This window comes from Clostridium acidisoli DSM 12555, assembly GCF_900176305.1.
Taxonomy (GTDB): domain Bacteria; phylum Bacillota; class Clostridia; order Clostridiales; family Clostridiaceae; genus Clostridium_I; species Clostridium_I acidisoli.
Map to the genome: position 1 here is coordinate 1 of NZ_FWXH01000041.1, position 13270 is coordinate 13270.

11 protein-coding genes, 1 tRNA gene and 1 rRNA gene are annotated in these 13270 nt (G+C 29.7%); 10 read left to right on the top strand and 3 right to left on the bottom strand.

All coding sequences use genetic code 11. The annotated features are described in order from the left end of the window. Positions 1-14: 14 nt before the first annotated feature. The 3 genes from B8978_RS18725 (at position 15) to B8978_RS18735 (ending at position 1602) form a co-directional block, all read left to right on the top strand. A tRNA-Lys gene (locus tag B8978_RS18725) sits at positions 15-90 on the top strand. 282 nt (positions 91-372) lie between these two features. Next, positions 373-699, top strand: coding sequence for a hypothetical protein (locus B8978_RS18730; protein ID WP_084117809.1), 327 nt, complete (start codon positions 373-375; stop codon positions 697-699). Positions 700-771: 72 nt separating this feature from the next. Continuing rightward, positions 772-1602 (top strand): MBL fold metallo-hydrolase, encoded by an 831-nt coding sequence (locus tag B8978_RS18735; RefSeq protein WP_084117810.1) that lies wholly within the window; start codon positions 772-774, stop codon positions 1600-1602. Positions 1603-1636: 34 nt separating this feature from the next. Here B8978_RS18735 and B8978_RS18740 read toward each other — a convergent pair whose 3' ends face one another. Further along, complete coding sequence (locus B8978_RS18740) at positions 1637-1993, bottom strand: zinc ribbon domain-containing protein (protein ID WP_084117811.1); 357 nt, start codon at positions 1991-1993, stop codon at positions 1637-1639. A 115-nt stretch (positions 1994-2108) separates the two neighbouring features. On the opposite strand from B8978_RS18740, the gene B8978_RS18745 reads away from it, so the two are divergent. The 4 genes from B8978_RS18745 to B8978_RS18760 all read left to right on the top strand — a co-directional run bounded on the left by B8978_RS18745 (position 2109) and on the right by B8978_RS18760 (position 7480). Then, positions 2109-2954: a hypothetical protein gene (locus tag B8978_RS18745; protein ID WP_084117812.1), complete on the top strand. Its 846-nt coding sequence runs from the start codon at positions 2109-2111 to the stop codon at positions 2952-2954. Positions 2955-3304: 350 nt separating this feature from the next. Further along, the gene (gene pflB / locus B8978_RS18750) at positions 3305-5527 is read left to right on the top strand and encodes a formate C-acetyltransferase (RefSeq protein ID WP_084117813.1); all 2223 of its coding nucleotides are present in this window, start codon (positions 3305-3307) and stop codon (positions 5525-5527) included. A 76-nt stretch (positions 5528-5603) separates the two neighbouring features. Continuing rightward, positions 5604-6317, top strand: coding sequence for a pyruvate formate-lyase-activating protein (gene pflA / locus B8978_RS18755; protein WP_084117814.1), 714 nt, complete (start codon positions 5604-5606; stop codon positions 6315-6317). A gap of 74 nt (positions 6318-6391) precedes the next feature. Next, entirely contained in the window at positions 6392-7480 is a 1089-nt protein-coding gene (locus B8978_RS18760) for an HD-GYP domain-containing protein (RefSeq protein ID WP_084117815.1), read from the top strand. A gap of 39 nt (positions 7481-7519) precedes the next feature. Here the strand turns inward: B8978_RS18760 and B8978_RS18765 are convergent, their stop codons facing one another. After that, on the bottom strand, positions 7520-9547 hold the full coding sequence (locus B8978_RS18765; protein WP_084117816.1) for a penicillin-binding transpeptidase domain-containing protein: 2028 nt from the start codon (positions 9545-9547) through the stop codon (positions 7520-7522). A gap of 193 nt (positions 9548-9740) precedes the next feature. Between B8978_RS18765 and B8978_RS18770 the strand changes: the two genes are divergently transcribed. Further along, the gene (locus tag B8978_RS18770) at positions 9741-10310 is read left to right on the top strand and encodes a biotin transporter BioY (protein ID WP_139796099.1); all 570 of its coding nucleotides are present in this window, start codon (positions 9741-9743) and stop codon (positions 10308-10310) included. 40 nt (positions 10311-10350) lie between these two features. Here B8978_RS18770 and B8978_RS18775 read toward each other — a convergent pair whose 3' ends face one another. Further along, a complete protein-coding gene (locus B8978_RS18775; RefSeq protein ID WP_139796100.1) occupies positions 10351-11676 on the bottom strand; it encodes a CCA tRNA nucleotidyltransferase in 1326 nt (441 codons plus the stop codon). 137 nt (positions 11677-11813) lie between these two features. Between B8978_RS18775 and B8978_RS18780 the strand changes: the two genes are divergently transcribed. Both B8978_RS18780 and B8978_RS18785 read left to right on the top strand, forming a co-directional pair. Then, the gene (locus B8978_RS18780) at positions 11814-12557 is read left to right on the top strand and encodes a peptidylprolyl isomerase (RefSeq protein WP_084117817.1); all 744 of its coding nucleotides are present in this window, start codon (positions 11814-11816) and stop codon (positions 12555-12557) included. A 495-nt stretch (positions 12558-13052) separates the two neighbouring features. Continuing rightward, positions 13053-13270, top strand: a 16S ribosomal RNA gene (locus tag B8978_RS18785); the annotation flags it as partial.

Below are 13270 nucleotides of genomic sequence, written 5' to 3' on the forward strand. Positions count from 1 at the left end.
TAAATTTTATATCTGGTTTACTAGCTCAGTTGGTAGAGCACATGACTTTTAATCATGTTGTCCGGGGTTCGATTCCCCGGTAAGCCACCAAAAAAGTCTTGAAATAACAATTTCAGGACTTTTTATTTTTTTAATATATAGGAGAAGGTATTTATATTTTTATAAGTGATAAGTCAACATAGCTATAGATATAAAAATCATAAAAATAGGTATTGTAATGCTTATTTTTCAGCATTATGTGGTATAATATATCCAGTAGTTGTAATTGAAGTTGCTTAAAAAACAATGAAAATGAATATTTAAATATAAGCTTCTAACCAATGTATAGATGAAAAACAAAAAACTATTAATTGTTTGATAAGGGGTGACAAAATGAAATCATTTCAAGAACTTGTAAAAGAGACACTAGCAATTCGTGACTTGGAAGAGCTAGAAGCAGCTGCGGATTTATTTCAATTTGGTATCGAAAAAGGATATTATAATAAAAGACAGTGCGATGAATTCAATAATACATATTGGAAAGTTAAAAATAAATGTTTAGGTTATTCCGTAGCAGATGTAGTAAAAGGAAATCCTCTAGACATTATAAGTATAGTAACAAGTGCACCAAATGAGATAAAAGATAATAATGCTGAGCTTATATCGTATGTAAACTCAAGGTTAAAAGCATTAAAGGGAAAAGTTACAGGACTTAGGTGAGAGAACATTCAGCATAGAATTAAGATACTATGCTGGATGTTTTTTTATTATTATAAAGAGGAGGAAAATACTTTGGAAAAAATAACGATGTTAGGAACTGGAGCAGCAATGGTTACAAAGTGTTATAATACATGTTTTACTATTTCAAACGGAAAAGAATATTTTCTTGTGGATACAGGTGGCGGAAATACAATACTTACAAACTTAGAAAAAGCAAAAATACCTATAGATAAAATTCATAATGTATTTATATCACATAGCCATAATGATCATATTACAGGAATTGTGTGGATAATAAGAGCGATATCCCAAAAAATTATAGATGGTAATTTTAAAGATAATCTAAATATATATTGTCATAAAAGTGTTGAAGGTATAATAAGGACAATAAGTGAACTTTTACTCCAAAAAAAATTTACGGAAAATATAGATAAAAGAATAATATTTAAGCAAATATCGGATAGAAAAACAGAAAAAATTTTAAACTATGATATTACTTTTTTTGATATTAAAAGTACAAAATTACTTCAGTATGGATTTACAGCTAAATTTGAAAATGGAAAGAAGTTAACGTTTCTTGGTGATGAGCCCTTTAATGAAGGAGTGCATGATCTGGCCAAGGATTCTGATTATATTATGCATGAGGCATTTTGCTTATTTTCAGATAGGGATAAGTTTAAACCTTATGAAAAACATCATTCTACGGTAAAAGATGCCTGCATTAATGGAACAAAACTTAACGCAGGAAATATAATTTTAATGCATACAGAGGACAAAAACATTACAAATAGAAAAGAGCTTTATACAAAAGAGGGAAGGGAGTTTTTTAAAAACAATATAATCGTACCTGAGGACTTAGAAGAAATAACACTAAGTAATAAATGCAATGATACCATTCTGTAGAGGGTATCGCTGCATTTATAGTTTTAAATAAAGGTTACTTTTGCTTAGAGCCACAATAGTTACAATATATATCATCTCTACCAATTTCATTTCCACATATAGGGCAGGTTTGTCTGTCCTGTAATTTTAAAATTTTAATTTGAATGTTTTTTATTTCTGATTTTATCTTTTTTATATCCTTACAATATCTAACAAGATAAGGATCAATAAGTTCATTTTTTTCATAATCTTTATAAATTTTTTCGCCAATTTTAATGTATAGGGATTCTATATCTTGTTCTTTGTCAGAGATTTTAAAATTTAGTTTTGAAGTAGATATAAGTTCTTCAGTTTTTTTAAAGGCATCGGTAGCGCCATGTTCAATTGAAGCTTTAATTTTTTCAAAATCCATAATTGTACCTCCAAAATTCATTCTAATAATTTATATGGAAAAACAAAGATATTGTTCTAAAATATTTAATTTTTTATAAACTAGATTAGTAGTTCTGTTTTAAGGGGGCAATATAATGATAGAAAACAAAGCTTTTATACCATTATATTTAAACAATGATATTGTAAATAACTTGTTTTCTGTAGTTGTTCAAGAATTTGTTCAAGCAAGAAGTACAAGTGTAAAGGATCAAACGACAATTAGCTATAGAGTACCCATGAGTGAATTCTCAAGGGAATTGTTTGGAAAATCTGTGCAAGGAGAGCTTAACATCCAAATTGTAAATGAGTTTTGTAAACAAAAAACAGATGCGGCCATTTCAAAAGATATTGAAGTTTTTATGGAATTAAGAAGGATACTGGTTGAAAACAATCTACTTAGGTATATAGAAAATGAAGATAAGGTAGATAATATAAAGGATAACGACTATGTTGTAGTGAAGTGCGAGCTATTTCAAAATCCTATAGTTAATTATATAGAGAATATTATTAATAAAATAGAAATACAGAATGTTCTTGGGAGTATAAGTGCCATAAATGGAAGCAAGATTGAAACACTTAATAAACTAAAGGATTATATAGAGAACTTTAAAAGTAATAATTGTGTAAGATATGTTACTAGTGAGATATGTAATCCAAAGTCTAGATTTATTGTACCTATTGATTGTAAATATAATATGACTAAATTTAACTATACAGATAATTGCAAGATAAATATAATGGGCAAAGTCATAGGGACTTTTGAAAATAGAGATTATATGAATTTATATGGAGATAATTTAATTAATTTTATAAGTGATGACAATTTTAATGAATTTACTTCAAGTTTAAATACAAATACTTCAATAGAGAAGTATTGTAATAAATATGAAGTTAAATATGGTAAAATAATAAATATTTTACCTATAGCGGCATTTTTATGAATTGTAATAACAATAAAAAATTTGCGATAAAAAGTATGTTTTTATAATAAAAAGTATGAATTTAAATTAATATAATAAAATACGAATTAATATGTTACATATACAAATAACATATGCTATAATCTGAACTATGGTGATAAAAAAGAGATTAATGTTCGTATAAAATATTTGTAAAAGCTATGTATTTTTACAGACATTTAAGTTATTATATAAATTACTAGATATTCTGTGACTAGAATCACAGAATAAAAAGAACATATGTAATATAATTTAGTCGAATTAAGTTAAGTACAACAGATAATTAGAAATATTTTAATATACAAATTAATATTTAAGGAGTTGGTATATTCATGTTTAATGAATGGGAAAGTTTTAAAGAAGGAAGTTGGACTGAAGGCATCGACGTTAGAGATTTTATTCAAAAAAATTACAAGTTATATGAAGGTGACAAAAGTTTCTTAAATGGAACAAGCGAAAAGACAAAAAAAGTTTGGGATAAAGCAAGTACACTTATCCTTGAAGAACTTAAAAAGGGAATATTGGATGTTGATACAGAAACAATTTCCGGTATAAATAGTTTTAAGCCAGGCTATATAGATAAAGAAAATGAAATAATTGTTGGACTACAAACAGATGCACCTTTAAAAAGAATAACAAATCCTTTTGGTGGAATAAGAATGGCAGAGCAATCACTTAATGAGTACGGCTATAAGATAAGTGATAAGATGCATGAAATATTTACAAAGTATAGAAAAACTCACAATGAGGGTGTTTTTGATGCTTATACAGAAGAAATAAGGGCTGCAAGAAGTGCAGGTGTATTGACAGGTCTTCCAGATGCTTATGGTAGAGGAAGAATAATAGGAGATTATAGAAGAATAGCACTTTACGGTATTGACTACTTAATCGAACAAAAGAAAAATGATCTTAAAGGTTTAAAGGGCGATATGCTAGATGAACTTATAAGACTTAGAGAAAATGTTTCAGAGCAGATAAAGGCGCTTTCTGAAATTAAGAAGATGGGTTTATCTTATGGAATAGATATGTCAAAACCAGCTAAAGATGCTAAAGAAGCAGCACAATTTATATACTTTGGATATCTTGCAGGAATAAAAGAAAACAATGGTGCAGCAACTTCATTAGGAAGAACAAGTACATTTTTAGACATATATATTCAAAGAGACTTAGAAAATGGTACATTAACTGAAGAAGGAGCACAGGAAATTGTTGATCAATTCATAATAAAGCTTAGGCTAGTAAGACACCTTAGAACACCAGAATATAATGAATTATTTGCAGGGGATCCAACTTGGGTAACTGAATCAATAGGTGGAGTAGGAATTGATAAGAGACCACTTGTAACTAAGAATTCATTTAGATATTTACACACTTTAACAAATCTAGGTACTGCACCAGAACCAAATATGACAGTGTTATGGTCAGATGATTTGCCAGAAGACTTTAAAAAGTATTGTTCAGAAATGTCAATTTTAACTGATTCAATTCAGTATGAAAATGATGATATAATGAGACCAATTTATGGAGATGACTATGCAATTGCGTGTTGTGTTTCTGCAATGAAGGTTGGAAAACAAATGCAATTCTTTGGAGCTAGATGTAATTTAGCTAAATGCTTACTTCTTGCTATTAACGGTGGAATTGATGAAAAGAAAGGTACAAAAATAGTACCAGATATAGAGCCAATTACAGATGAAGTACTAGAATTTGAAAAAGTTAAAGAAAACTATTTTAAAGTACTTGAGTATATGGCTGGATTATATGTTAATACAATGAATATAATTCACTATATGCATGATAAATACGCATATGAAGCTTCACAAATGGCGTTACATGACACAAATGTAGGAAGACTTATGGCTTTTGGAATAGCGGGATTTTCAGTTGCAATAGATTCACTTAGTGCAATTAAATATGCTAAAGTCAGACCTATAAGAGAAAATGGTGTAGCTAAAGATTTTGCTACTGAAGGAGAGTTCCCTAAATACGGAAATGATGATGACAGAGCTGATGATATTGCCGTAGCTTTAGTAGAAAGATTTTCATCAGAACTAAAAAAACATCCTACTTATAGAGGAGCTAAGCATACATTATCAGTTCTAACAATTACATCAAACGTAATGTACGGTAAAAAGACAGGAACTACACCAGATGGAAGAAAAGCAGGAGAGCCACTTGCGCCAGGAGCTAACCCAATGCATGGAAGAGATATTGAAGGAGCACTTGCATCATTAAATTCAGTTGCGAAAGTTCCATACGCATTTTGTGAAGATGGAGTTTCGAACACATTTTCTATAATACCTAACGCATTAGGTAATGACGGAAATACAAGGATTAACAATTTAGTATCTATAATGGACGGATATTTTGGACAAGGTGCGCATCATTTAAATGTAAATGTATTAAACAGAGAAACACTTATTGATGCCATGAACAATCCTGAAAAATATCCAACGCTTACAATTAGGGTATCTGGATATGCAGTTAACTTTAATAGACTTTCAAAAGAACAACAAAAAGAAGTTATTAGTAGAACTTTCCACGAAAGGTTATAATAAAAAAGCAGGCAATATGCCTGCTTTTTTATAAATTGTATACAGTTAAGCATTATTAAAAAAGGAGGGGTAAAGAATGGTTAAAGGTAGAATTCATTCTATTGAGAGCATGGGTCTGGTTGATGGACCGGGTATAAGGACGGTTGTATTTTTTCAAGGTTGTAAATTAAGATGTTTGTATTGCCATAACCCTGATACTTGGAATATGGCTGGAGGAAAAGAGTATACAGCGGAAGAAATTTTAAAAAAGATAATTAGGTTTAAACCGTATTTTGATAGGTCTAATGGAGGTGTTACATTTTCGGGTGGTGAGGTGTTATTACAGCCAGAATTCCTATTAGAAATACTTAAACTATGTAAAAAAAATAATATTCACACAACTATAGATACAGCTGGATATGGTAATGGAAACTATGAAGAAATATTAAAATATACAGATTTAGTATTGTTAGATATTAAACAAGTTGATGATGAATCATATAAAAGTCTAACTGGTAAAGGAAAAAATGGGGTAGATGAATTTTTAAGAGATTGTGAAAAAATGAAAACCAAGTTATGGATAAGACACGTAGTTGTACCAGGAATTACAGATTCAAAGGAGCATATAGATAACTTAGCTAAAATAATAAAAAATATAAAAAATGTGGATAGAGTAGAACTTTTACCATATCACACGTTAGGCGTAGATAAATATAACAAATTAGATATAGATTATAGGCTTAAAGGCACAGATGTCATGGATGATATGAAATGCAAAGAGCTAGAGGAATATTTAAGAAATAAACTTTAGATATTATTGTTAATTTAATGTATAATGGTATTATAAAATTTCCAAAACAGCTTTAAGCAGGTGGTGTATCATACATGAGATTAGTACCAATACAATGTGTAAAAGAGAACTTTAAATTAGCAAGAGATATTTACGACAACGATGGAAAATTGCTTTTAAAATCTGGAACAACTCTTAAAAATTCTGTTATAAAAAAAGTGAAGAATCTTAATATATTTTCTATGTATGTTATTGATGAGTATAGTGAAAATATAATTGAGGAATTAATTGGGCCAGAGATAAGACAAAAAGCAATAAAGGCAATAAAAGATAATTATGGAATGTTAGCTGAAGGAAGCAGTAAGGAATCAAATAACATTATGGATATCAAAGAAGAGGAATTTCAGTCAATTGTCTATACTGCTAGGCAACTTGTTGAAGAAATTTTGTCAAGAAAAGATGTTATGTTGAATGTTGTCGATATAAAAAATTTAAGTAATTATGTTTATCAACATAGTGTTAATGTTGCCATAATTTCACTTATAATTGGTATAAAATTGAATCTTCATAAATTTGATTTGTTAGATTTATGTGTTGGAGCTTTATTACATGATTTTGGAATGGTATTTGTTCCAAGAGAAATACTTAAAAAAGAAGATAATTTAAACAAGGATGAATACGAAATAGTAAAAAAACATACAAGAATGGGATATGAATATTTAAGTGAAAGTTTTGAAATTCCACTAAGTTCAATACTTGTTTCACTTCAACACCATGAAAAAATAGGAGGACAAGGATATCCTAATGGAGTACCAGGAGACAATATTAGCAAATTTGCAAAAATTGTAGCAATAGCTGATACGTATGATGCACTTACATCAGACAGGCCATATAGGAAGGCAATGAGTCCAAATGAAGCATTGGAATATATAATGGCAAATGGTGGAATACAATTTGATTACAAATTAGTTAAGTTATTTTCAAATGTTGTAGTTCCATATCCTAAAGGAACTATGGTTAAATTGACTAATAATGAAGTTGGCATAGTAAGTAAACTTGATCATAATGTTCCCTTAAGACCACAAATTAAGATTTTATACAGTAAGGATAAAGATAGAATAAACAAAGAAATTAACTTGAAAAAAGAAATAGATGTAGTTATAAAAGGTTTATATTATGAATAAAAAATTCAAGGGCATCTCAAATGAGAGATACCCTTATTTTTATTTGCAAAATTGTTCAAATATAGATTTTACATTAGGTACTACGTAGTGACTACCACCTTTATTCTTAACATTTTCATACATTTCCAAAACTAGAAGTTTAGGATTATTTGTATTAGTGGCTATAAACCATCCATTTTCGGTTCCAGTAGTATCGGTCTGACTTTTTTTAATTTCAGCAGTACCTGTTTTCCCAGCAAGAGGTAAATTCGGCATATAAGCTCCATAACCAGTACCTGCAGGATTTGAAACTACTTGAGTTAAATCATTTAATATAGTGTTTGATATATCCTGAGAAAATACATTTGATTCTAATATCTTACCTGGAGTTCCTTTGGCTGCATTTAAATATGGGGCTATTATATTACCATTGTTTACGAATGAGGTATATATAGAAACTAATTGCACAGGATTCATAAGTACTTGTCCCTGCCCATAACCCGAATCCGCAAGACCAATATCATCCTTTATTGAATTATCTGGAGATATTTTTGATGCATCTAGTCCATATTCAAAAGGCAAGGTTTTACCAATTCCGAATTTTTTTGTTTCGTTTATAAAGTTATCTTTACCAATATCAAGTGCAGTTTTTGCAAAATATATATTATCAGAATATACAAGTGCATTTAAAAGATTTGCAGGACTATTATACGCAGCATCTCTAGTAACATAGTAATTTCCCCAACTACTATCTTTTTGCCACTTTAAGCCGGATATATTTTTATCAGCATTTGGATCTAGTTTGCCAGTTTTTAAACCAATAGCAGCAGTTATAGGTTTAAAAGATGATCCAGGGGCAAAAGTAGCTTGGAAACGGTTTAAAAGGGGTTTATTTGGGTCGTTTTGGAGTGAATTCCACTTATCTTTAGACATACCTAGTACAAAATCATTTGGATCGTAACCTGGGGCACTAACAAGGGCTAATACGGCACCAGTTTTTGGATTCATAGCAACGGCAGTTCCAGAGTCTACTTTATACTGGTCGTATAAAGCACTTTGAATGTTTGAGTCTATAGTTAAGTTTATGTCTTTTCCATTTTGTTCAGTCTTTTTCACTATTGTTTTTAATTTCTTGCCTTCCTTGTCGGTTATATAAATTTCAGCTCCATCTGTAGCTTTTAATTGTTTCTCATATATTTTTTCAAGCCCAGATTTCCCAATAGAGTCATCTTTGCTGTATCCTTGAGAACTTAGCTTTTTTAATTCATCAGCACTAATTGGTTGAACATAACCTGTTAAAAGTGCTGCTTTTTCTTTTAGGGGATAAACTCTTGCAGGTGTCTTTTTAAGCATAACTCCTGGAATTTTTGCAAGGCTTGACAATCTGTCTGTATCATCCATAGATAAATTATCTATTTGTATAAACATATCAGGGAGTACATAAGAAGCAGAAAGTGCTTTGTCAATAACTCCTTTATCTATTTTTAAAATGTCTGCTATTTGTTTTTTAGAATTTTCTGCATCTGCTCCAAGTTTTTCAGGAACAATACCAACAGATTCAATATAACTATTTTGTGCAAGATAAGAACCATTGGCATCCTTAATCTCACCACGTTTTCCAAAGGTTTTATCAATACGTATTTTATCATCAGTATTTAAATCTGGATAAATCATTTTTATATTCCAATTTAGTGACCAAGGATTTGAACTGTCTTTAGTGTTATTACTAAAATAGGCGGTATCATTAAATTTTATGTTACCTGCTACCGTAGACATAGTAACCTTAAATGGGATGGATGTGTTACCATCTGAATCTTTTTTAAAGGATTTTGGATAATCGGGAGCTACTGAAATTTTATTAACTTCAATTCCGTTATAAATGTTTGTATATTTGGCAATAAAGTCCTTTTCAGAAATACTCTTTTTACTGCTTGGACTTAGAAAGGTATACATGGTTTTGTAATCTTGCTTTTCCCAAGCATCTACGTATTTTTGAAAGGAGTCTTTAGGATTATTCCCACTGGTGCATCCAAAGGTAAAAAGAATGGCAAAAATAAATAAACCAATAAATAAATATTTTTTTCTCATAGACATCTCCTCAATTCATTTTTATTTTTAAGCTAAATTTATGGTATTGATTACATATGTGTATAGTTTGTCACAAATACGAAATTTTGTAAAGAAAGAGAAGTGTAAACCAACAATAAAAAAGTGGTTGACAATATACTCGGGTTATTATATTATAGGCAATAGAAAAAACAATTAGGAAAAGGTGATAACTTTGAAAATTAATACAAGAAGTATAATAATGGCAGCTTTGTTTGCAGCATTAACTGCAATTGGAGCACTGATAACAATTCCAATTGGACCAGTTCCTATAACACTTCAAGATATGTTTCCTATGCTAGCGGGGTTGATTTTAGGGGCTGAAATTGGAGCGTTGTCACAAATCGTATACATATTAATCGGACTTATTGGATTGCCTGTTCTTGCAGGTGGGACAGGGGGAATAAACAGTGTTTTTACTCCAAGCTTTGGATATCTAATAGGTTTTTTGTTAGCTGCTTTTGTTATTGGGAAAATAAGTGGAAAAATAAAAAAACTAACATTTACAAAAGCTTTTTTATTATGTATTGTTGGCATGATAGTAATTTATGCTGTTGGTATACCGTATCTTTATTTGATACTTAATAATTTTTTAGGTAAAAAAGTTACAATACAATATGCCATAAAAGTTGGATTTGTTTTGTTTATACCTGGAGACATAATAAAAACAATAATTGTATCCATTATTGCAAGCAATGTTATTCCATTGCTTAAGAAAAATGGTATTGTAAAAGTTAATTCTTAATTTGTGAAGTTGAAGGTGGTTTTTATAGCTAAAAATAAATTTATAATTTGTTTTTAGCTATCTCTAATAATTTTTCTTTTGTGTTTAGACTTGGATTTTCTAGGACAAGATCTAAAATTTCGTTTAGGATAAATCCAATTTTAGGTCCTTTAATATAGCCTAGGTTGATTAAATCTGAACCATTTATAGCTAATTGATTTAATGAAAATGGTTCTTTTCTGTCTAATATTTCTGAGATAGAGGTTTTAAAGTAATCTATTTTAGAAAAATCATGAGGTGGCTTGTGTCCTAGTAAGTCAGCTTCTAATAAATTAAATAATAAAGGAAGATTAGAAGTACCAACTCTAGAAATAAACTTTTTTATTGAAGCTTCTTTCATTTTGTTTGCTAAAACCATATGCTCTTTAATTAGTATTCCTACAGTGTCTATTGTATAGTTATCATACCTTAAACGTTTTAATATTTCCTTGGAAATTTGAAAACTAATCTTATTATGACCGTAAAAGTGTCCAATACCATTAGCATCAAGTGTAAAACATTTTGGCTTACCTATATCATGTAAAAGAGCAGCAAGTCTTAGAGTTAAGTTCTTTTTAGTATTGTCTAGTACAAGCATTATATGTTCAAAAACATCTTTGTTATGATGTGGATTATGTTGATTAAAACCTACACATAAACTAAGTTCAGGCATTATGAGCTTTAACAGGTTAGTAGCATTAAGTGTTTTAATACCTAAACTTGGAGTTTCACTTAATAATATTTTTGAAAATTCATCACGGATTCTCTCAATGCTTATGCTTTCGATAAGTCTAAAGTTTTTGATAATGGAATCAAAGGTAGCCTTATCTATTTTAAAGTTATGTTCGCAGGAAAATCGAACAGCTCTTAGAAGTCTTAAAGCATCTTCTTCAAATCTTAAATCTGGAACACCAACACAGCGAATAATCCCATTTAGTATATCAGTTTTGCCATTAAAGGGGTCTTTTAAACCATCTAAATAATTAAATGCTAAAGCATTGATAGTAAAGTCTCTTCGTTGTAAGTCTTCATAAAGAGATTTTGTAAACAGGACATTATCAGGATGCCTGTTATCTGTATATTCACCATCTATTCTATAGGTGGTTACTTCATAATGAAATTTATCAACTATAACAGTGACGGTTCCATGTTTTAAACCTGTTGGAATTGTTTTATGAAATAAATTTATTACATCTGTTGGAGAAGCGCTAGTAGTAATATCCCAATCTTTAGGAACTTTATTTAAGATACTATCTCGAATGCAACCGCCAACAGCATAAGCTTCAAAACCATTTTTCTGTAGAGTAGTAATTATAAAATTAACAGCATCAGGTAGAATTATTTTCATATTTAGCACCTCAATAAAAATATTTACAATATATATTAAAAGTATACCATTAGATTGATTTAACTTGTTATAAAAAAAGAATAATGATATCATCAATTATATATAAAAAATTAATAAGTGTGATTAAGGAGATAAAAATGAAAAACAAAATACTTGCTATAGTAAATGGAAAAGAGATTACTGAAAATGATATTCAGCAGTCCATATCAAGATTCCCAGAGGATAGAAGACAATATCTTTCTACAGAACAAGGAAAAAAACAATTATTAGAACAAATTATTTCTTTTGAGTTAATTTACAATGAAGCTAAAGATAATGGACTTGAAAATGATGCTGAATATAAGGACCAGATTGAGGCAATGAAAAGAGAATTACTAACACAGTTAGCAATAAAAAGAATATTAGATGAAGCTAAAGTTAGTGAAGATGATGCAGAAAAATATTATGAAGCAAATAAAGCTGTATTTAAAGAAGCAGGAAAAGTAAATGCTAAACACATTTTAGTTGATACAGAGGACAAAGCACTAAAAATAAAAAAAGAAATACAAGAAGGAAAATCATTTGAAGATGCAGCAAGAGAATATTCAACTTGTCCATCTAAGGCTCAAGGAGGAGATCTTGGAAGCTTTACAAGGGGTCAAATGGTTCCAGAATTCGAAGATGTTGCTTTCTCACAGGAAGTTGGAATTGTAGGAGATCCTGTAAAAACTCAATTTGGATATCACATTATAAAAGTTGAAAGTAGAAAAGAAGAAGAACCTAAAGCTTATGAAGAAGTTAAAGAAGCCATAATAAACAGATTAACACAAGAAAGACAAAACATGAAATATACAGAACATACAGAAAATCTTAAGAAAAAATATAGTGTAGATATTAAATAAGAAGCATTGTTAGAAGAGGCTATTAAAAGATAAAGTTAAGAATTATTTTTTAAACAGCCTCTTTTTATTTTGGACAAATATAGGTTATTTATAATGATTAAGAGATTATAAGAAATTTAATTAATAACATAATAAGAAACATACCATATATACGTTACCAAGCGTATCAATATGAAAGAAATAGAGATATTGAGGAAAAACTTAAGATAATTATGCTTATTACTGAAAAATAGATGATAATAGTAATATTGCATTTAAATATTATGGTAAGATAAATATCGTTGTCAGGAACAAAGCACGAAAATAACTCAACTTCAACAAAAATAAAACTTGACAACAAACAAGTTACATGTTAATCTATAATAGTTGTCAGATGGCAGCGCAGTGATCTTTGAAAATTAAACAGAGTATAAGAATTAAGTAAACCAGCAAATTCTTTTGATGTTAGAAATAACATTAGATAATAAATTAAGCGAAATGAGCTTAATCAAACTTTTAATTGAGAGTTTGATCCTGGCTCAGGACGAACGCTGGCGGCGTGCTTAACACATGCAAGTCGAGCGAGAAACCTTCGGGTTTCTAGCGGCGGACGGGTGAGTAACACGTGGGTAACCTGCCTCAAAGTGGGGGATAGCCTTCCGAAAGGAAGATTAATACCGCATAACATTGTAGCTTCGCATGAAGCAATAATTAAAGGAGTAATCCGCTTTGAG